This window comes from Corallococcus sp. AB049A (assembly GCF_003668885.1).
Taxonomy (GTDB): Bacteria; Myxococcota; Myxococcia; order Myxococcales; family Myxococcaceae; genus Corallococcus; species Corallococcus interemptor.
Genome location: NZ_RAWL01000057.1, coordinates 1 through 20,309, shown reverse-complemented (window position 1 = coordinate 20,309; position 20,309 = coordinate 1). Strand labels below are relative to the sequence as shown.

The window sequence follows — 20,309 nt, the reverse complement described above, 5'->3', positions numbered from 1 at the left end:
TCCCTTCCCCTGCCCGCGATGTCTGTGATTGGAACGGCCTCGCGCCTAGAAGCCGCGGCGCCCGCCGCCCATGCCCCGGCCGCCGCCCGGGCCACCCAGGGGGCTGGCGCCGCCGCCGGACGGAGCCGGGGGCGTGGTGCCCGCCGGCGCGTTCGCCGCGGTGATGACGGGGTCGCCCGCCTTCAATTCACCCTCCACCACCTCCGTGAACGTGCCGTCCGTCATGCCGGTGCGCACGTTCACGGCGACGGGCTTCGGCTTCTGCTCGGGCTGGCGGCGCAGCACGTAGACGGTGCGCATGCCGGCCGGGGGCGGCTGCGGGGCCGGCGCCTGCCCGTCCGCGCTGGGCGACGGCGCGGGGCGGTAGCGCAGGGCCGTGTTGGGCACGGACAGGACCTGGTCCTTCTGCTGCGTGACGATGGTCACGTTCGCCGTCATGCCCGGCTTGAGCTTGAGGTCCGGGTTCGGCACGTCGATGACGGCCAGGTAGGTCACCACGTTCTGCACGGTGATGGCCTCGTTGCGGATCTGCCGGATGGTGCCCTCGAAGGTCTCCCCCGGGAACGCGTCCACGGTGAAGGTCGCCTTCTGGCCGGGCTGCAGCTTGCCCACGTCCGCTTCCGCGATGCTGGTGTTGACCTGCATCTTGCGCAGGTCCTCCGCGATGGTGAAGAGCACGGGCGCCTGGAGGGACGCGGCCACCGTCTGGCCCACGTCCACGCTGCGCGAGATGACGATGCCGTCCGTGGGCGACACGATGGTCGTGTACTTGAGGTTCACCTCCGCCTCGTTGAGCGCGGCCTGCGCCTGGGCCACCGAGCCCTCCGCGGCCGTGACCTCCGCCTGCCCGCTGGCGGCGGCGGACTCCGCGGTCTCCAGCTCCGACTGGGAGATGAACTGCTGCGCGCGCAGCTCCTTCGAGCGCACGGCCTGCTTCTTCGCGACGTCGGCGTTGACGCGCGCCTTCTGGAGGTTCGCGCGCGCGGCGGTCATGTTCGCCTTCGCCCGGTCCAGCGCGGCCTGCACCAGCTGCGGGTCGATGCGGGCGATGACCTGCCCCTTCTTGACCTGCGAGTTGTAGTCGACCATCAGCTCCTGGATGCGTCCGGAGACCTGGCTGCCGACCTGCACCGTCACCAGCGCCGCCACGGTGCCGGTGGCCGTCACCTTGGCCGTGAGCTTCCGGGCCTGGGCGGGGGTCGTCTCGTAGGTGATGGCGTCGGCCGGGTTGCCGGCGCGCATGCGCCAGAACACGCCCGCGCCCACCACCACCAGGATGGCCAGGACCCAGGCCCAGCGCGGCACACCGCGCTTGCGCCCCTCGTCCTCATCCAGCTCCACCGGCGCCAGGGCCGGCGCTTCCCGCGGCATCTCGCTCAAGGCCTTCATGCCCCTTATCTACGTTTTGAAATGTTTCGGCGAATCTCGTCTCTATTACGAAAGATGACCCACGGCGAGGCGGCCGTCCGGCGTCTGGGCCGCTCCCACACCGGGGAGCACGACGCGCGCGGTGGTGCCCTGCCCCGGCTGGCTCTCCAGCGTCAGGCGGCCGTGGTGCGCCTCCAGGATCCGGCGCACCAGCGCCAGCCCCAGCCCCACGCCGCCGGTGGTGCGGGCGCGGCTGCGGTCGGTGCGGAAGAAGGGCGTGCCCACGCGCTCCAGGTCCTGAGCCTCGATGCCGATGCCCTGGTCGCGCACCTCCACCTGGAGGCTGCCGCCTGATTCGCGGGCATGCAGCGTCACGGTGGTGCCGGGCTCCGAGTATTTCCCCGCGTTGTCGAGCAGGTTGTCCAACACGCGCCGCAGCAGCACCGGATCCGCATCCAGCGTGGGCAGCGTGCCGTCCACCTGGACCTCCAGCCGGTGCTTGGGCCGGGCGGTGTGGAAGCGGGCAGCGGCCTTGTCCACCAGCGCGTTCGCGTCCACGCGCTCCAGGCGCAAGGGAGGCACGCCGCCGCTCGCTCCGTCCGTCACCAGCTCCAGGCGGGACGTGGTGAGCACGTCGGACACCAGGCGCTCCAGCTCGGACAGGTCCTCGGTGATGTCGGGCAACAGCTCGCGCGCCGTCTGCGCGTCACCCTCCGCGGCCAGGTCCAGCGCCACGCGGATGCGGGACAGCGGCGTGCGCAGTTCGTGCGACACGTTGGCGAGCAGCTCCTTCTGCGAGCGCAACAGCTGGGTGATGCGGCCGGCCATCTCGTCGAAGGCCTCCGACACCAGGCCCAGCTCGTCCTTGCGGCGCAGGCCCGCGCGCACGTCCAGCCGCCCCGCGCCGAACGCGCGAGCGGCGCTGGCCAGCTTCTCCAGCGGGCCCGCGAGCGTGCGCGCGAAGGCCACGGAGGTGATGGCGGTGCACGCCAGCACCAGGCCCACGATGATGGCCGTCTGCCGGTCGCCGTCCGGCGGCGGAGGCGGCGGCGGGAGGGACACGGCGGCGTAGACCTGGATGGGGCCCGGATAGGGGCTCACCACCAGCATGCGGCCCGGGCCACTGCCTGCTCCGGGGAACGGACCGCGCGGGCCGCTGCGGGTGACGCGCGAGGAGACGGCGGACAAGTCCTCCGCGCTCATCGCGGGCGCGGGGTCCGGCCGTGTGTTGCCCAGCAGCGTCCCGTCCGCGGCGCGCAGGGTGACGCGCATGCCCATGCGCTGCTGGGCGCGGTCGAGCGACGCCTGGAGCGCGGCGGGGTCCCCGCGCAGGTTGGACCACTCCTCCACGAAGTAGGACAGCTCGTCGTCGAAGCGGTTGCGCCAGGACTCGTTGCGCAACAGGTCGCGCGCGAGCATGAGCGACACGCCCACGAGCACGATCTGGATGACCCCCACCAGGTAGATGCGGGGGAGCAGGCCCATGGGCAGGCGGAAGAACCTCACGGATCCGCCTCGGTCTCCGTGGCCAGCATGTAGCCGGCGCCGCGGACCGTCTTGAGCAGGCGCGGGTTGCGCGGATCCACCTCCAGCTTCTGGCGCAGGCGGAAGATGTGCACGTCCACGGAGCGGTCGAAGACTTCATCCGCGCTGCCCTTCACCAGGTCCAGCAGCTGCTCGCGGCTGAGGACGCGGCCGGCGCGCTCGGCCAGCACGCGCAGCAGGCTGAACTCATACGTGGTGAGGGACAGCGGCTTGCCGTCCAGGGACGCGCTCAGGCTGCGAGGGTCCAGCACCAGTCGGCCCGCGTGCACGGGGTGGCTGGTGGGGCCCACCTTGCCGCGAGCCCGGCGCACCTGGGCGCGGATGCGGGCCAGCAGCTCGCGGGACGAGTACGGCTTGGGCAGGTAGTCATCCGCGCCGGACTCCAGGCCCAGGACGCGGTCGGCCTCCTCGCCGCGCGCGGTGAGCATGATGATGGGGACGTCCGTGCGGGTGCGCAGCTCGCGGCAGACCTCCAGGCCGTCGCGGCCGGGGAGCATGAGGTCCAGGAGGATGACGTCGAAGGTGTGGCGGGACGTCTGCTGGAGCGCGTCGGTGCCGGACGCGGACACGGTGACGATGATGCCGTGCTCCTGGAGGTAGCGGGCGGTGAGCCGCGCCAGGCGTTCATCGTCCTCGACGAGGAGCACCTGGATGGTGGCTTCCTCGGAGGTCGTGGGGCGTGGGGTCGTCTCCATGGGTCGGGTCTCCGCGAGAGGGCCGGACCTGCAACCTCTCACCCCTACATTTCCAGGGGGCTACGGGCCCATGACGAAATATTACGAACGCGGGGCCGGCGGGACACCCCAGGGGGTTCCGGGGGGACGGCCGCAACGAAACCGAAATTCAGCTGTCGCCGTGCAGCCGGGCAAGGCCCCGCCGGTCCACCTTGCCCGCCGGGGTGCGAGGCAGGGCCTCCAGGAGCCGCAGCGTCCGGGGCAGTTTGTACCGGGCCAGCCGGCCCGAGCAGAAGGCCACCAGCGCCTCCAGCGTGGGCGCCGCGCACGGACGGGGGACGACGAGGGCGCGAGGCACTTCACCCCACTTCGGGTCGGGGACGCCGATGACGGCGACCTCGGCGACGTCGGGGTGGCCGGCGAGGACGCTCTCGACCTCGGAGGGGTGGATGTTCTCACCGCCGGAGATGATGAGGTCCTTGGCGCGGCCCTCGATGCGGAAGAAGCCCCGGGCGTCGCGGGAGGCCAGGTCGCCGGTGTGCAGCCAGCCGTCCGCGAAGGTGCGGGCGGTCTCCTCCGGGCGGCGCCAGTAGCCGGCGCACAGGTGGGGGCCGCGAAGGAGCAGTTCGCCCACGTCACCGGGGCGCTGTTCGCCGTCGATGCGCGCTTCGACCTGGAACAGGGGCACGCCGACGAAGCCGGCGTGGGAGCGCATGACGGCGTCGGGGAGGAAGAAGTTGTTGGGGCCGCCCTCGGTGAGGCCGTAGCCGGTGCGGAAGGCGATGCCGCGGGCGAAGAAGCGCTCGAAGACGGGGGCGGGACAGGGGGCGCCGCCGCTGATGAGCAGCTTGAGGCGGCGGAAGTCCACGGCGTCGAAGCGCGGGTGCCGCTGCATCTCGATGAACATGGTGGGCACGCCGAACACGAGGTTCACGTCACCCGAGTCGATGAGGTCGAAGCACTGCGCCACGTCGAAGGCGCGGCACACGACGGAGGCACCGCCCACGAACACCAGCGGCAGGGTGAAGACGTTGAGGCCGCCGGTGTGGAACAGGGGTGCGTTGAGCAGCGCGACGTCCTCCTGGGTGAGGCCCCAGCTGACGACGGTGTTCACGGCATTGGCGGTGAGCGAGCCATGCGTGAGCACGGCGGACTTCGGAAGGCCGGTGCTGCCCCCGGTGGAGCAGAGTACCCAGGGAGCATCCGCCTCCAGTTCGATGGAGGGCAGGTCTCCGGTCAGGGTCTCTCGGGAGCAGAAGAGCGGTTCCGTCAGGGAGACCCATTGCGCCGGAAGCCGGGGACGAAGGGCATCGGCCTGAGCGCGGAACTCCGATCCGAAGAGGACGACGGCAGGAGCGACGTCGGAGAGCAGTCCGTGGAGCTCCTCGGTGCCCAGGCGCCAGTTGAGCGGCTGGAGCACGGCGCCCAGCTTGGCGCACGCGAACACCAGGTCCAGCGTCTCAACGCAGTTGAGGGCCAGCACGGAGACGCGGTCGCCCACGCCCACGCCCAGGCCGCGAAGCAACAGCGCGGTCCGGTGGGCGGAGTCATTCCACTCCGCCCACGAGATGCGCCGCCCACCCCGGAGCGAATCAACGAGCGCCGTGCGCTCCGGGGCGAGCAGGGCCCGCCGGGCCAGCCAGTCGTGAACGATGGGCATGCGGCTCCAGGCTAGACCACGATGCGATTCCAGCATCGGATTCTGGCGACTCGATCTGGTACCAGCTCTACCCCTCCCACGAAGCTGCTGGCACGATGCAGCGCCTGCCGCACTGCTGGAGATCGTCAGATGCCTTCCGCCGAGAGTCCCGGGCCGTCCCCTGCCAGTCCACCTGGGCGTCGGGCTCCTCTGATTTCGCGTGTGACCCTGCGTGACTTCCGCAGCATCGAGGCTTGCGACGTTGCCCTGGGACCGCTGACGTTCCTCGTGGGCCCGAACGGCTCCGGCAAGAGCAACTTCCTGGATGCATTGAGGTTCGTCACGGATGCCCTGCGGACCTCGCTGGCGCAGGCGATCCGAGATCGAGGCGGAGCCTTCAGCCTCATGCGGCGTCTGCCTGTCGAGGCGGACCAGTTCGGGATTCGCATCGACTTCCAGCTCCCTGATGGCACCAGTGGCCACTTCTCCGTCAGCATCGCTTTTCGCGATCCCGGGATGACGACCTACCTGGTGAAGGACGAGGAATGCGTCGTGGGCGCGGCGGAGTACCGCGTCAGCGCGGGGAGGCTGCTCCTCGAGCCGGCACCAGTCTCGCCGCCCGCGTCGGACGACCGTCTGTATCTTGTCAACGCGTCAGGCCTGCCGGAGTTTCGCCCCGTCTTCGACGCGCTCTCGAACATGGGGTTCTACAACCTCAATCCAGAACAGCTTCGAGCGCTCCAAACACCCGACAACGGGGACCGCCTTGCCCGTGACGGGGCCAATCTTCCGAGCGTCTTGACGCACCTGGGGAGCAAGGCACACAGCACCACGAAGCAGCGCATCAATGAGTATCTCGGTGCCATCGTGCCGGGGCTGGTGGAGGTGTTCCCAACCCGCATGGGCCATGTCGAATCGCTCATGTTCATTCAGCGCGTTGAGAGCACCCAGGAAGATTGGGATTTTTCAGCCTATGAGATGTCCGACGGTACGCTCCGGGCCCTGGGCATCCTGGTCGCGCTGTTCCAGACGCGGGCCGAACCGCGGATCCAGCTCGTGGGCATCGAGGAGCCCGAGGTCGCACTCCATCCCGCGGCAGCAGGGGTCCTGAGGGATGCACTCCGCGAAGCCTCCCAGTACGCCCAGATCATCGTCACCAGTCACAGTCCAGAGCTGCTGGACGACCCCAGCATCCAAGCAGGTGAAGTGCTCTCGGTGGCATCGGAGCAGGGCCGCAGCATCATCGCACCCGTCGACACAGAGACCCGGTCCGCACTCAAGGACCGCCTCTACACCGCGGGCGAACTGCTGAAGGCCAATCAGCTTGCTCCCGACCGGCAGACTGTTCCTGATCCGAATGACCTCAAGCTCTGGGAGCACGGCACCGAATGAAGCTGGGGCTCATCGTCGAGGGTCACGGCGAAGTCGCCGCTGCTCCCATCCTCGTCAGGCGCCTGACGCAGTGGCTTGCACCCGGACTCCATCCCGAGGTCCTCCTCCCGCATCGCATCCCACGGGGCCAACTCGTCAAGGAAGACGAACTGAACCGAGCCATCGAACTGACGGCCCGGAAGGTGGGCAATGAGGGCCGCATCCTCGTCCTGCTGGATGCCGACAAGGACCTGCCCTGCGTACTCGGGCCACGACTCTTGACCTGGGCACGGTCAAAGCGTCCTGATCGGCTCATCTCCGTGGTCGTCGCAAAGTGTGAATACGAGGCGTGGTTCCTCGCGGCGGCCGAGTCCCTGAGCGGCCACCGCGGCCTTCCCTCCACGCTTCGGGCCCCATCCGACCCCGAGCGCATCCGCGACGCGAAGGGCTGGCTCGGAAACCACCTGCCCAGCGGCTACAGCGAGACCATTGACCAGCCCAAGCTGACCAGCGTTTTCGACCTCGAAGCCGCCCGGCGCGCGGACTCCTTCGACAAGCTCGTCCGGGACATGGGCACGCTGCTGGGAGTCCCTGTCCCACCGCGCTCCTGACCCGCGAAGCACGGGCGTCACACAGACGCCCGTGCTCCTCACATCACGTCATCAATCCCGCGAAACGAAGTGCGCGGAGATCTTGTTCCACACCGCCGGGGTGATGCCCATGCTCAGGTGGTCATAGGCCATGCCCTCCTGCTTCGCGTCGGCGGTCTTCTTCGTGGACGTCCAGCCCTGGGTCAGCTGGTTCACCGCCGCGATGCTCGCCTCGAAGAGCACGCCGTCGCTGCGCAGCGTGGACGTGGTGGACGTCATGCCGTCCGTCTCGAACGGGGTCGCCCCACCCGCAGTGCCGTACAGCACGTAGAGCGACGGCAGGCGCGAATCCAGGCCGTGCTCCGCCAGGCGCGTGATGAACTTGCCGCCCATCTCCATGGCCGCGTTGATGCCCAGGCCGTCCATGATGCGGTACTTGCCGTACATCAGCGAGTCGTACGCCTCACGGTTCTGGTTCGTGTTGAACGCGTGGTACGCGAAGCACGGCGAGCCCACCGGGTCGAACGCCGTCGTGCGGCACACGCGGTGGTCGCTGGACGCCATGTAGCCCGCGGCGACCCAGGGGTTGTACGGGTTGTAGATGAGCTTCGTGTCCAGCCAGGGGAAGTAGCGGTTCTCGTCCGGATCGATGTTGTCCCACGCGGACGCGCTGCGGTCCGGGATGGGGTACGTGCCACGCAGGTCATACGCCGCCTGCAGCTGGCCCGGGTACGCCGTCACGTACTTGCCGCTGGTGTTCACCGCGCCGAAGAGGCTCATGTTGTAGTCGTCGAAGTTGAACGACGACGACGACAGGCCCTGGTTCGTGTTCAGCGTCTGCAGCGAGCTCGCGTACACCGGCGTGCCCGTGCTGCTCAGGCCCGTGATGTTCGACAGGTAGATGCGGCGGAAGTAGTCCGTCCACACGCCGCCGGAATCCTTGCACACGCTCTCCGCGTAGGGGTTGTTGAACCAGGGCACGCTGTAACCAAACGTCACGCACTGCATCGCGGAGAAGTACGTCCACGGCATCGGGCCACGGCCCACCGGCGCGTTGGAGGCCGTGCTCGCGATGGTCAGCGTGTGGATGGGGTGGCGGAAGTTCAGGTCGATGCCCTTGTGAGGACCGGACAGCGGCACGTACACGCGCACCGAGTCGTCATACGCCGGCACCTGCGAGGCCTGCTCCTTCGCCAGACGCTCGAAGAAGCGCGTCGTGCTGAAGCCGCCCCACGTCGCCGCGTTCGCGAGCCAGGGGTCCACCGCCAGCACGCCCTTGCTCCACGCCACCACGTCCACCCGCGCCACGCCCGGGTGCAGCGCCTTGATGCGCTGCACGGCGTTGGCCACGTGGATGGCGTGGTTGAAGTTGTCGCCGTGGAACGAGCCGAACGTCAGCGCGTACACACAGCGGTTCTTCGACTCCAGGTCCTGCACCATGCCCGTCAGCTGCGCCGCGCCGCCGTAGGTGGCGCCCGAGCCGTTGTTGCCGTTGGGGAACAGCCAGACGTTCGCGTCCTGGATGGCGCCGTGCACCAGCAGCGTCGGCGTCTTGGTGACCTGACAGTCGCCCACCGCGGTCCTCCGCCCCTTGTGCAGCAGGACGAAGCGCGCCTCCGGCTTGGTGGGGCCCGGCGTGGGGCAGGTGGCCCCGGCCGTCGTGGCACAGCTGTTCCCGTAGTAGACGTTGAACGCGTTCACCAGCTGCTGGTTCAGCGAACCAAAGTACGTCCGCAGCGGGTAGTCGCTGGACTGGAACGTGTCCTGGTCCCGCAGCTTCAGCGTGCGCGGGTTGTAGTACTCGGAACGGAAGCGCTGACGGCCTTCCAGAAGCTCAATCTGGCCCCAGGACCAAGTGGGGGGGGTGTAGGTGCCCACCACGCGGTAGTTGCCGGTGAAGTTGGTGGGGATGGCGTCGAAGTACGGCGCCAGGTCCGCGTCCAGCGGGGACTCGGCCGTGGCGGCGGACTCCGGAGCTTCCGGAGCAGCGGGGGCCTCCGAGGGGGGTTCCGCCCCGCAGCCAGCCATCAGCAATGCGGCGGTGAGTGACAACGTCCAGGTGCTTCGCATGCGTACCTCCGTGGGGGGTGACGATTGCGGCGACAGCAGGCTGCGACGACAGACACATGGACGTGCGCGGACACACGACGGGCCCCAGGGTCTCCCCGGAAGGCCCTCGCGTGCCCTCAGCGCACGTCAGGAATGACTAGCGGGCGTGCTCCAGCAGGAACGGCACGAGCAGGTCGTGGAACTCCTTCGTCTTCTCCAGGTGCGGGCTGTGGCCCGTGTCGTGGAGGACGACCTCGCGGTAGCGGCCGCCGTTGGCCGCGTAGCGCTCCATCACCTTGCGCATCTGCGACACCATGGGCTGCGGCGGATACTTGTCATCCCCGGGCCAGCCCGGCACCGCGCCCAGCTTGCCCAGGAAGCCGAAGTCGAACAGCGACGTGTCGGAGACGATGGCGTCGTCCGCGCCGCGGATCCACAGCAGGTCCGGCCCGTTCTTCAGCTCCGCGAAGGAGGAGGTGTTGTAGTAGGCGGGCGCCATGGCGTTGTTCATGCCCGTGGTGCCCGGCGCCACGCCCGGCCAGTTCGGAGACTGGGTGAAGTTGCCCGGGTACAGCTGGTCCGACACGTGCGTGTCCAGCACGGAGTCCAGCAGCTTCTCCTCGTCCGGGTGGCGGAACGGCGGCTTCACGTAGCAGCCGTTCATCACGTTGCGCGGCGACGTCTGCGACTCCGTGGAGCGGTCCTTGTTCTTCAGCCGCTGCACGAAGTCCGGGTTGGCCGTGCCGCCGCCGGAGCCCGCGAAGTCCGCCCAGCACGGCGTGCCGTCCGCGTCCTTCGTGCCACCGAAGCCGTACGGCGACAGCGGCGCCTCCACCACCAGGCCGGCCACGCGCTCCGGATGGTCGATGGACAGCTGCATCACCATGCCCGCGCCCGCCGAGTGCGCCACGAACACCGCGCGCTTCAGCGACAGCGTGTCCATCAGCGCCACCAGGTCATCCGCGAAGTCGCGCATGCCGCGCGTCGCGTCGATGGTCTTCTCCTCCGTGTGCCCATAGCCGCGCATGTCCGGCGCGATGCCCCGGAAGCCCTGGGGCAGCGTCTTCATCAGCGACTCGAAGAACGCGGACGAGGAACAGTTGCCGTGCACGAAGATGACGGGAAAGCCCTCGTCACCCACCAGCCGGGCGCGCACCCGGAGCCGCTGCGTGGGGATGTCCTGGATCTCGACCTTCCTGGATGTATCAGCCATGTGCGCGCTCCTATGTGTGCTGCCCTTGAAGAGAAGAAAGCCTGTCCGTCACGAAGCGGCCCGCGCGTCCGCGGCGATGGCCGCCTCGCGCAATTCGCGCTTCAGAATCTTCCCGGCCGGAGACACCGGCAGGGACTTCACCAGCTCCACCCGCCTGGGGACCTTGAAGCGCGCCACCCGGCCCTTGAGGTGTTCCAGGAGCGCGTCCGCCGAGGCCTCGGCCCCTGGCTTGAGCACCACGTAGGCCCGGCCGCACTCGCCCCACTTCGCGTCCGGCACGCCCACCACCGCGCACTGCTGCACGGCGGGGTGCTCATAGAGGACGGACTCCAGCTCCAGCGGGTACACGTTCTCTCCGCCGGAGATGAACATGTCCTTCTTGCGGCCCGCGATGGTGAAGAAGCCATCGGCGTCCACGCGCGCCAGGTCCCCGGTGTGGAACCAGCCGTCCGCGCTGATGGCCTCCTTCGTGGCGGCGTCGTCCTCGAAGTAGCCGGAGCACATGGAGGGCCCCTTCAGCACCAGCTCCCCCACCCCGCCCACGGGCACCGCGTTGCCGGCGTCATCCACCAGCTTCGCGTCGATGAAGTAGTTGGGCCGGCCAATGGAGCCCGCCTTGGACACCGCGAACTCCGGCCCCATGCTGAAGATGCCCGGGCCGAACTCCGTCATGCCGAAGCCCTGCTTGAAGGGCACCGGGTGCACCGCCTGCCATGCCTGCAACAGCGGCACCGGCAGCGGCGCGCCACCACTGGTCACGAAGCGCACGGAGGAGAAGTCCGTCCCCTTCCAGCGCGGTGAATCCATCAGCTGCTGGTACTGCGTGGGCACCGCGAAGAAGAGCGTGACCTTCTCCTTGGCGACCAGGCCCAGCATCTCGTCCGGGTCCCAGCGGCGCATCAGCACCACGGTGCCGCCCACGGTGAGCAGCGGCAGCGTGTAGACCAGCAGCCCGCCCGTGTGGAACAGCGGCGTGTGCGTCACCGTCACGTCGCCCTGACGGATTTCATGCACCAGCGTGTTGAGCGTGTTCCACGCCACCATGCGGTACGAAACCTTCGCGCCCTTGGAGCGGCCCGTCGTGCCGCCAGTGAAGAGCAGGCAGAGGATGTCCTCCTCGCTCACCGCGTCGTTCGTCACGGGAGCGGCGGGCGCGTACGCCATGGCCTTCTCGTACGGGTCCGCGCCGGGCAGCCCCTGTGCTTCCAGGGACACCAGGCGCAGTCCGTCTCCCACGTGCTCGCGCACCTGGGCCACCGCGTCCTTGAAGTCGTCACCGAAGAGCAGCACGCGCGGGCGGATGGAGCGCACGCCGTCCGTCAGCTCCGCCGCGTGCAGCCGCCAGTTGTAGGGCACGAAGATGGCGCCCAGCTTCGCGCACGCGAACAGCGTGTCCAGGTACTCCACGCCGTTGTGCGCGACGATGCCCACCCGGTCCCCGCGCTGCACGCCCGCCACGTCCCGAAGCCAGCCCGCGAGCGCGTTGGCGCGCGCGTTCATCTGCCGGTAGGTGAACCGGCCCGCGTCCTTGCGGGCCACGTCCACCACGGCCACGGCTTCCGGCCAGTAGAGGGCGCCCCGCCCCATCCAGTCTCCGATGAACATGCGAGGAACTCCTGTCTGAAGAGACGGGATGGGGGGGACTATGCCGTCCAGCGGTAGAGGGCGGACGCCATGGCGAGCCCGCCGCCACTGGCGCAGAAGGCGACCAGGTCGCCCTTCTTCACCTTGCCCTGCACCACCGCGTCATCGAGCGTCATGGGGATGCAGGCGGAGCCCGTGTACCCCCACTTGTCCATCGTGTAGTGCGCCTTCTCCATGGGCTGGTTCAGCGCCTTCATGGTGGCTTCGATGGTGCGCAGATTGAGCTGCGTGAAGACGAAGAGCTTCACGTCGTCCAGCGTCTGGTCCGCGCGCTTGAGCAGCGTGTCCAGCAGCATGGGCCAGCGCTCGGTGTTGAACGTGGAGGGGAACTTGCGCACGAACTGCACCGCGGGCTTGCCGTCCGTCAGCGCCAGCGTCTCCGCCGTGGCGGGACGGTTCGTGCCGCCGGTGTAGATGCCCAGCGCGTCGTGGTACTCGCCGTTGGCCAGCAGCTTCGCGCCCAGGAAGCCCGGCTTGTCGGACGCGCCCAGCACCACCGCGCCCGCGCCGTCCGCGAACAGCGTGCAGGTCTTCTTGTCCTTCCAGTTCACGTACCGGGTCATCCCGTAGGCGCCCACCACCAGGATGCGCTGGTAGCTGTCGTCCGCCGAAATCGTCTTCGACGCCACGTCCAGCGCCGTCACCCAGCCCGCGCACGCGGCGTTGATGTCGTAGGTGCCCGCGTTCACCGCGCCCAGCTTGGCCTGCACCACGGACGACGTGCCGGGGGACAGGTAGTCCGGCGTGTCACTGGCCACGAGCACCAGGTCCAGCTCCTTGGGGTCCACCTTCGCGCGCGCCAGGGCCTCCTTCGCGGCGGCCACGGCCAGGTCGCTGGTGGCCTGGTTGTCCGCCATCACGTGGCGCTGCTTGATGCCCACGTTCTGCTGGAGCCACTCGTCCACCTTCTCACCGAGGATCTTCTCCACGTCGGCGTTGGTGAGGAGCTTCTCGGGGACGTAGCGGCCGGTGGACAGGATGTTCGCGTAACGCATGACGGTGTTTCAGCTCCGGGGACCGCGTGACGGACGGCGGGGGACGGCTTCGACTTCGCCTTCGGGGGGGTGGGCTTCGACGACGGCACTGCTTCCTTCTGGGGGGGTACAGCTTGCAGGTGGGCGCGCGCGGAGCCCGCGTCCGGGGGCAGCCCGTGGGACAGGAGCGTCATCGCCGTGTCGAGCACGCGCTCCAGCCCCATGTCCTCCTCCCAGAGCACCCAGCGCATGCCCAGGAAGTCGCCAATGCCCATCAGGCAGTAGGCCAGCGCCTCCGGATCCATGCGGCGCACCTCGCCGGCGTCCATGGCCTGCTGGAGGCCGCGCACGTAGCCCTTGGCGAAGCGGTCGTAGTAGCGGCGGTAGCAGTCCGCGTCCACGAACTCCGCCTGCCGCACGACGCGGTAGAGGTTGGGGTGCTGGCGCACGAACTGGAAGAAGGCGCGCAGGCCCTCGCGCTCCACCTCCAGGCGCGTGGTGCACGCGGCCGTGCCTTCCGCGATGAGGCGGCGCAGGCGCGCGCCCAGCTCGTCCACCACCTCCACGAAGATGGACTGCTTGTCCGGGAAGTACACGTAGAAGGTGCCCAGCGCGACGCTGGCCTTGCGCGTGAGGTCCGCGATGGACGCGCGCTCGTAGCCCTTGTCGCCGAACACCGCTTCCGCGGCCTTCAACAGCTTCTGCCGCGTCCGCTGACCGCGCGGCGTGACGGGGACGCGTTCTGAAGTTGAAGGGCGATTCATCTTTCAGAACGGGTAGCACCCGGCCGACCGCCCTGTCAAAAGCGGATGGATGGCTCCTTGCGTCAAAGACAGACACGGACGCGAGGCGTCAAACACCTGGGAAGTGTCCACCGCGCCCACCCATCCCCTCTGGGAGGACTGTCCCCGGGCCCGTCCGCCATCACCTTCCGCCTGGCTGCCTGGAGAAGCGGGAGGTCGGATGGAAGACGATCCACCCGCCTCAACCCTTTTGCATGCAAACGGACTTGCACTTGGCGACAGATGCATATAACTTCACCGCCGACTGCCAAGGCCGCTTATAAAAATAAGGTTTTGAGCCCCATGGACGCCCTGGATTATCGCATCGTGGACATGCTTCAGCGCGATGGCCGGGCCACGCAGCTGGAGCTGTCACGTGGGGTGAAGTTGTCCCAGCCGGCGGTGGCGGAGCGCATCCGCAAGCTGGAGGAGAAGGGCGTCATCACCGGCTACACGGCGCGCGTGGACGCGACGCAGCTGGGCAAGGACATCACCGCCTTCATCGGCGTGAGCATCGAGCACCCCAAGCACTTCGAAGGCTTCGCGCGGAAGGTCGCCGAGCTGGAGGACGTGCTGGAGGCCCACCGGGTCGCGGGGCAGGACTCGTACGTCTTGAAGGTGAAGACCGCGAATACGCGGACGCTGGACTCGCTGCTCGTGGAGACGCTGCGCACCATTCCAGGTGTGACCCGCACGAGCACCACCATCGTCCTGTCGACCTTGAAGGAAGACACGCACGTGCGTGTCCCCGATGAGCTGTTGAACGGAGAATGAACATGAGCGCGGACGCTATGAGTGCCCCCCTGCCCCCTCCTCCGGCCTACCGGCTGTCCCAGCGCATGTCCCGGATGAAGACGTCCGCGGTGCGTGAGATCCTCAAGATCGCCGAGCGCCCGGACATCCTCTCCTTCGCCGGCGGCCTGCCCGCCCCGGAGCTCTTCCCGAAGGACGCCATCGCCAAGGCGTTCGCGGAGACCTTCGCCAGCGACGCGGACGGGCGCTCCGCGCTCCAGTACAGCACCACGGAGGGCTTCGCGCCCTTGCGCGAGTGGATCGCCGGGCACCTGGCCCGCAAGGGCCAGCACGTCCACGCGGACCAGGTGCTCATCACCAGCGGCTCGCAGCAGGGCCTGGACCTGGCGGGGAAGATTCTCCTCGACCCGGGTGACCTGGTGGTGGTGGAGGACCCCAGCTACCTGGCGGCGCTGCAGACCTTCGGCGGCTACGAGGTGGAGTTCGCCACCGTGCGCAGCGACGACGCGGGCATGGACACGGACGACCTGGCGGCCCTGCTGAAGAAGCGCCAGCCGAAGCTGCTCTACGTCATCCCCAACTTCCAGAACCCCAAGGGCACCACCCTGTCCCTGGAGCGCCGCAAGGCGCTGGTGCGGCTGGCCCAGGAGCACCGCTTCATCATCCTGGAGGACGACCCGTACGGCGAGCTGCGCTTCAAGGGCGTGCACCTGCCGTCGCTGGCGTCGCTGGACGACCAGGGCGTGGTGCTGTCCCTGTCCACCTTCTCCAAGACGCTGGCCCCCGGCCTGCGCCTGGGCTGGGTGACGGGCCCCAAGGCGCTGCTCAAGCCGATGACCATCGCGAAGCAGGCCACGGACCTGCACACCGCCACGCTCGCCCAGCGCGCCACGGCGCGGCTCCTGGAGACGTTCGACTACGCGGGCCACATCCAGGCGCTGATGCCCATCTACGCCCAGCGCGCCAACTCGATGCTGGACGCGCTCAAGGCCCACATGCCCCAGGGTACCCAGTGGACCCGGCCGGACGGCGGCATGTTCCTCTGGGTGGAGCTGCCCGGGGGGCTGGACGCGGCGAAGCTGCTGCCCCTGGCCGTGGAGCAGAAGGTCGCCTTCGTCCCCGGCGCGCCCTTCTTCGCCAACGACCAGAAGCCCCAGTTCATGCGGCTGAACTACTCCAACCGCCCCCCCGAGCTCATCAACGAGGGCATGAAGCGGCTGGGCTCCGTCATCGCGGACGCGCTGTAGTTCCAGCTCCCGGCCCCCAACGCACCGCGTCGGGGGTCCGGGGCTCATGAGAAGTTGAAGCTTGATTCAGGTTTCAGCCTCCGCGGCGCTGGCCAGCGCCCTCGCGGTGTGCGTACCCTTGCGCGCGTTTTTTCTTTGGACGCCCAGGAGAGGCACATGCAGCTGAAGGACCTGAAGATCATCGTCACCGGCGGCGCGCAGGGCATGGGCGCGCACTTCGCGCAGCGCATCCACGAGGCGGGCGGCCAGGTGGCCGTTGGCGACGTGAACGAGGAGAAGCTCGCGGCGCTGCCGGCGGGCATCCACCGCCGCAAGCTGGACGTGTCCAGCGAGCAGGACGTCACGGACTTCGTGCAGTGGGCCCACGGCGCCATGGGCGGCCTCAACGGCCTCATCAACAACGCGGGCATCCTGCGCGACGCGCTGCTCGTGAAGAAGGACCGCACCACCGGGCAGATCAAGAAGCTGTCCACGGCGGACTGGAACGCCGTGATTGGCGTGAACCTCACCGGCGCCACGCTGATGGTGCGCGAGGTCGTCTCCAAGATGGTGGAGACGGACCAGCGCCCCGGCGTCATCGTGAACATGTCGTCCATCGCGCGGCACGGCAACCGCGGCCAGTCCAACTACGTGTCCGCCAAGGCCGCGCTCGCCGCCAACACCGTCACCTGGTCGCGCGAGTTCGCGCCGTTCGGCATCCGCGTGGGCGCCATCGCCCCGGGCATGATTGAGACGCCCATGACGCAGGGCATGAACCAGAAGGCCCGCGACGCGCTGGTGGCCGCCATCCCGGTGGGCCGCATCGGCGAGCCGGAGGACATCTGGCAGGCCGTGAAGTTCATCGTGGAGTGCGACTACTTCAACGGCCGCACCATCGACGTGGACGGCGGCCACAACTTCTAGGCCGCGTCCTGCTGCAACCGCGCTCCGGACTCAGGCGCTCTTGCGCTTCCGGGGCGCGGCCCGCGTGGCCTTCACGTCCACCCAGCGCTCCGCCCACTTGCCCAGTTCGTCAATGACCTTCCAGAACGCCTGACCCTTCTCCGTCAGACGGTACTCGGAACGGATGGGCGGGCCCGGGTCCACGTGGCGCTCCAGGATGCCCTCCGCCTCCAGGTCCTTGAGCCGCTCCGACAGGACGCGCTCGCTGATGGTGCCGATGCGCTCCGTCAGCTCCCCGAAGCGGCACGGCCCGTCCATCAGGATGCGCAGGATGACGCCCGTCCAGCGCCGGCCCAGCAGGTCGGCCGCCTCCAGGAACCGCGAACACAGCGGGCTCAGGTCGTCATGCATCGTGCCGCCTCCCCCCTGACTATAACGCCCGCCCCTTCCGCGCGGCACTTACTTACTTTTTGGAAGTTACTTGCGAAATAAAAGTGACGCGAGTAGCCATGGGGTGTTCGCAACGTAAAGGACGACCCACATGGCGGCGACGCACACGGCCCTGGACACGGACGCGCTGGAGCAGCTCTTCACGGAGGCCCGCACCCACTCGGGCTGGCAGGACCGGCCGGTGACGGACGAGACACTGCGCCGCATCTACGAGCTGGCGCGCATGGCGCCCACCGCGGTCAACAGCCAGCCGGTGCGCCTGGTGTTCGTCCGCGGCCGCGAGGCCAAGGAGAAGCTCAAGCCCGCGCTGTCCCCGGGCAACGTGGACAAGACGATGCAGGCGCCGGTGACGGTCATCGTGGCGTACGACACGAACTTCCACGAGCAGATGCCCAAGCTGTTCCCGTCGCGCGACATGAAGAGCGTCTTCGCCGCGCAGACGCCGGAGGCCCGTGAGCAGGCGGCGTTCCTCAACGGCACGCTGCAGGCGGGCTACGTCATCCTGGCGGCGCGCGCGCTGGGGCTCGACTGCGGCCCCATGGGCGGCTTCGACAAGGCGAAGGTGGACGCGGCCTTCCTCCAGGGCACCGGCTGGAAGTCCAACATCCTCCTCAACCTGGGCCACGGAGACGCGGCGAAGCTCTTCCCGCGCAACCCGCGTCTGGCTTTCGAGGACGCCTGCCGGCTGGACTGACTGGCGTCCAATCCCAGACACCGCACTCGTCCCCGCGTTCACTGGCCTCAGGCCGTCACAATCCTGAGTTTCTAGGTTAATCAGGAAGAAGCAGACGCACCGTCGGTTCCAAGGGGTGCGGGGCCGGTGACGGGAGGCAGGCGCGGAAGGGGGCGGGCCTAGTACAGCTGTTCGAGCGGCATCATGGTGCCCGCCTCGAACTCCGGCGCGCGGCGCAGCTGGTCCAGCACGCGCGGGGCGCACCTCAGGTGCAGCATGGGCAGGGAACCGCCCGGCTCGCTCATGGCGCGCACGGCGCCCACCAACTGGTGTGCCTCCAACCAACGCATGAAGCTCTCCCGGAAGCGGGCATTCTCCGCCTGGCCTTCCTTGTAGAGCTCCGCGCGCGAACGCAGGGGTGCCCTCGAGGACGCGGACGCGCCGCGGGGCGCGGGCGTCTCCCGGGGCATGACCGTGACGTCGATGTCGCCCGTGGGCTGCGCGTCACGCTCCTGGCCACCCGCACCCGGCAACGCACGCACCGTGCCCCCGCTGCCTGGCAGCGGACGCACGGCGGCGACGGAGGCCATCCGGGCCGAAATCTCTTGGGGTCCGCCCGGCACGCCATTCTTCCTGCGCATGGCCACATCCTCCCCAGGTCCGGTGCTCACGTGGCACCGGCCCCGGCAACGACCGCGTCACCTGAAAACAGCCAGGCCCTTCCCCGTCCGGTGGTTCGCCGAGCGAGGAAGCTTGATGGCATTGGCCAGAATCAAATCTCTCACTTCCAATGCCGTCAAGTCAGGGGCACGGCAACGATACAGCGCGGCGATCCCCGCCACATACGGGGCCGCCATGCTGGTGCCGCTCATTCGTTCATAGAACGCCTGATTGTTGCAGCGGCGTTCAGTAGACGAATACACATTCACCCCGTAGCCCATGACGTCCGGCACGACCCGACGTCCCACGGCGCCGCTCGCGGAGAAGGTGGCCACGTTGCGCTCGAAGTCGACTGCCCCCACAGCCAGCGCCTCAGGAAAGGCCGCTGGGTAACCAACCGTGTCGGGGCCACTGTTACCCGCCGCGACAATGGGCAGGATGTTGCTGTCCAGAAGCCGACGCAGCATGGCCTGCAGGGCGCGCTGGTTGAGCAGGTAGTCCGCTTCCGAGATGCCCGGGGGCGGCTGCAGCGGGAAGCCCAGCGACAGGTTGACGACGGCGGGACGCGACGCGTTCTCCGGGCGGCTGAACTGGTGCAGCAGCCACTCCATGCCCGCGGCCACGCGGCCCAGGCTGGTGCGGATGGTCTCCGACTCGATGACGGACGCGGCGTAGAGGTCCACCTCCGGCGCGACGCCGTGGTGCACGCCCGCGGCGATGCCGCACACGTGGGTGCCGTGGCCGTCCGGGTCGAAGCCGCGCACGTCTCGCGCGGGGTTGTGCGGCGAGTTGGGGAAGAGCGAGACGTAGCGGAACTGGATGGTCTTGCTCGCGTGCTCCGGGTGGTCCGCGTCCACGCCCGTGTCCAGGATGCCCAGCATCACGCCGGCGCCCCGGATGCCCTGGGCGTGCGCCAGGGGGACACCGGACTCGTCAGGCCACTCGCGCGTGGCGAGCGAGGACATGCCGCGGTTGCGCGGCCCCGTCTGGCCGGCGGACACCGGGCCGGGGAAGGACAGGGGCACCACGTCCGGGATGAACTCGAACTCCTCCGCCAGCTCTCCCCGGGCCGCCTTCTCCGCGTCCGGGGAGTAGAAGTGCGCCATGGTGGCGCCGATGAGGGGCATGAACCGGTAGCTGCCGGCCTCCGCGCCGGTCTGCTCCGTCACGGGCCCACCCGGCAGGGGCGTGGCCTCCGCCTGCTTCGCGGCCTTCTTGCCCCGGGCGCTCTTGCGGCCGCGCGGGGCCTGGCCACTGACCTCCGGCTTCATGCCGGGCAGCGTGGCGGACCGCAGGCCGAGCGCGGTGAGGGCATCCGGCGCCTTCTGGGCCGCGCTGAAGCGCAGCGCGGTGCTGCGGCTGAGGACGCGCTCGCCCTGCGCCGTGCCACGCACTCCGGGCCGGGCCTGCGTCTCGATGGACTCCTTGGGTACCAACAGGAAAGACTTCATGGCTGTGCTCCTTGGACCGCTCTATCCGCGCCGGGCCCCGAAGGAAGAGCACCCGCGCCAAGACCGCGCCCACCTGGGGACCCTGACAAGCCCCTTCGGATCCGGTGGCCGGGCTCGCGGGCGCGCGCCCGTGAGCCGTTGCATCCCCTGCCCTCCCTTCTCCCCATTCGCTGGGGCCATTCGCTGGGGTCCAACCGGGGGATTTGACCGCGGCCCCCTGACAAAAAATCACGGGATTTCCGTAATAGACACCCCTTGTCTGGTGTCTCGGTCCTCGCTCGGCTTCCCCGAACCTCCGGAAAGACAACGGATTCCCTCCCGGGGACGAGGGCAGTGGCCAGGGG

17 protein-coding genes and 1 pseudogene are annotated in these 20,309 nt (G+C 68.9%); 6 read left to right on the top strand and 12 right to left on the bottom strand.

The features are described from left to right. Positions 1 to 45: 45 nt before the first annotated feature. The 4 genes from D7X55_RS08970 to D7X55_RS08955 all read right to left on the bottom strand — a co-directional run bounded on the left by D7X55_RS08970 (position 46) and on the right by D7X55_RS08955 (position 5,247). Positions 46 to 1,389, bottom strand: coding sequence for an efflux RND transporter periplasmic adaptor subunit (locus tag D7X55_RS08970; protein ID WP_120550901.1), 1,344 nt, complete (start codon positions 1,387 to 1,389; stop codon positions 46 to 48). A 45-nt stretch (positions 1,390 to 1,434) separates the two neighbouring features. Then, positions 1,435 to 2,874, bottom strand: a complete 1,440-nt coding sequence (locus D7X55_RS08965) for a HAMP domain-containing sensor histidine kinase (RefSeq protein ID WP_120550902.1) — start codon at positions 2,872 to 2,874, stop codon at positions 1,435 to 1,437. After that, entirely contained in the window at positions 2,871 to 3,608 is a 738-nt protein-coding gene (locus D7X55_RS08960) for a response regulator transcription factor (protein WP_120550903.1), read from the bottom strand. The genes D7X55_RS08965 and D7X55_RS08960 overlap by 4 nt, the downstream gene beginning before the upstream one ends. Positions 3,609 to 3,756: 148 nt before the next feature. Beyond that, complete coding sequence (locus tag D7X55_RS08955) at positions 3,757 to 5,247, bottom strand: long-chain fatty acid--CoA ligase (RefSeq protein ID WP_121722818.1); 1,491 nt, start codon at positions 5,245 to 5,247, stop codon at positions 3,757 to 3,759. Between the two features lie 201 nt (positions 5,248 to 5,448). On the opposite strand from D7X55_RS08955, the gene D7X55_RS08950 reads away from it, so the two are divergent. Together D7X55_RS08950 and D7X55_RS08945 are read left to right on the top strand one after the other, a co-directional pair. Beyond that, a complete protein-coding gene (locus D7X55_RS08950) occupies positions 5,449 to 6,618 on the top strand; it encodes an AAA family ATPase (RefSeq protein ID WP_199746911.1) in 1,170 nt (389 codons plus the stop codon). Then, positions 6,615 to 7,208 (top strand): DUF4276 family protein, encoded by a 594-nt coding sequence (locus D7X55_RS08945; RefSeq protein ID WP_121722816.1) that lies wholly within the window; start codon positions 6,615 to 6,617, stop codon positions 7,206 to 7,208. The genes D7X55_RS08950 and D7X55_RS08945 overlap by 4 nt, the downstream gene beginning before the upstream one ends. Positions 7,209 to 7,259: 51 nt before the next feature. Here D7X55_RS08945 and D7X55_RS08940 read toward each other — a convergent pair whose 3' ends face one another. The 5 genes and pseudogenes from D7X55_RS08940 to D7X55_RS44565 all read right to left on the bottom strand — a co-directional run. After that, positions 7,260 to 9,257, bottom strand: coding sequence for a triacylglycerol lipase (locus tag D7X55_RS08940; protein WP_120550906.1), 1,998 nt, complete (start codon positions 9,255 to 9,257; stop codon positions 7,260 to 7,262). A gap of 136 nt (positions 9,258 to 9,393) precedes the next feature. Continuing rightward, positions 9,394 to 10,449 carry an alpha/beta fold hydrolase gene (locus tag D7X55_RS08935; protein WP_120550907.1) on the bottom strand — a complete coding sequence of 352 codons (1,056 nt, stop codon included), beginning with the start codon at positions 10,447 to 10,449 and terminating at the stop codon, positions 9,394 to 9,396. 48 nt (positions 10,450 to 10,497) lie between these two features. Next, positions 10,498 to 12,054 (bottom strand): long-chain fatty acid--CoA ligase, encoded by a 1,557-nt coding sequence (locus D7X55_RS08930; protein WP_121722815.1) that lies wholly within the window; start codon positions 12,052 to 12,054, stop codon positions 10,498 to 10,500. A 38-nt stretch (positions 12,055 to 12,092) separates the two neighbouring features. Next, entirely contained in the window at positions 12,093 to 13,088 is a 996-nt protein-coding gene (locus tag D7X55_RS08925) for a 3-oxoacyl-ACP synthase III family protein (protein WP_120550909.1), read from the bottom strand. Between the two features lie 596 nt (positions 13,089 to 13,684). Beyond that, positions 13,685 to 13,831, bottom strand: a pseudogene (locus D7X55_RS44565) (TetR/AcrR family transcriptional regulator); the annotation flags it as partial. A 321-nt stretch (positions 13,832 to 14,152) separates the two neighbouring features. On the opposite strand from D7X55_RS44565, the gene D7X55_RS08915 reads away from it, so the two are divergent. The 3 genes from D7X55_RS08915 (at position 14,153) to D7X55_RS08905 (ending at position 16,752) form a co-directional block, all read left to right on the top strand. After that, a complete protein-coding gene (locus D7X55_RS08915; RefSeq protein WP_120529763.1) occupies positions 14,153 to 14,623 on the top strand; it encodes an Lrp/AsnC family transcriptional regulator in 471 nt (156 codons plus the stop codon). 2 nt (positions 14,624 to 14,625) lie between these two features. Next, the gene (locus D7X55_RS08910; RefSeq protein ID WP_121722814.1) at positions 14,626 to 15,849 is read left to right on the top strand and encodes a PLP-dependent aminotransferase family protein; all 1,224 of its coding nucleotides are present in this window, start codon (positions 14,626 to 14,628) and stop codon (positions 15,847 to 15,849) included. A gap of 156 nt (positions 15,850 to 16,005) precedes the next feature. After that, positions 16,006 to 16,752 carry an SDR family oxidoreductase gene (locus D7X55_RS08905; RefSeq protein ID WP_120550911.1) on the top strand — a complete coding sequence of 249 codons (747 nt, stop codon included), beginning with the start codon at positions 16,006 to 16,008 and terminating at the stop codon, positions 16,750 to 16,752. Positions 16,753 to 16,782: 30 nt separating this feature from the next. Here D7X55_RS08905 and D7X55_RS08900 read toward each other — a convergent pair whose 3' ends face one another. Continuing rightward, positions 16,783 to 17,142 carry a helix-turn-helix domain-containing protein gene (locus D7X55_RS08900; protein WP_120550912.1) on the bottom strand — a complete coding sequence of 120 codons (360 nt, stop codon included), beginning with the start codon at positions 17,140 to 17,142 and terminating at the stop codon, positions 16,783 to 16,785. A 130-nt stretch (positions 17,143 to 17,272) separates the two neighbouring features. Between D7X55_RS08900 and D7X55_RS08895 the strand changes: the two genes are divergently transcribed. Next, on the top strand, positions 17,273 to 17,875 hold the full coding sequence (locus D7X55_RS08895; RefSeq protein ID WP_121722813.1) for a malonic semialdehyde reductase: 603 nt from the start codon (positions 17,273 to 17,275) through the stop codon (positions 17,873 to 17,875). 158 nt (positions 17,876 to 18,033) lie between these two features. Here the strand turns inward: D7X55_RS08895 and D7X55_RS08890 are convergent, their stop codons facing one another. Together D7X55_RS08890 and D7X55_RS08885 are read right to left on the bottom strand one after the other, a co-directional pair. Beyond that, positions 18,034 to 18,495: a hypothetical protein gene (locus D7X55_RS08890; protein WP_120550914.1), complete on the bottom strand. Its 462-nt coding sequence runs from the start codon at positions 18,493 to 18,495 to the stop codon at positions 18,034 to 18,036. A 57-nt stretch (positions 18,496 to 18,552) separates the two neighbouring features. Further along, positions 18,553 to 19,965: a S8 family serine peptidase gene (locus D7X55_RS08885; protein WP_120550915.1), complete on the bottom strand. Its 1,413-nt coding sequence runs from the start codon at positions 19,963 to 19,965 to the stop codon at positions 18,553 to 18,555. Positions 19,966 to 20,309 lie beyond the last annotated feature (344 nt).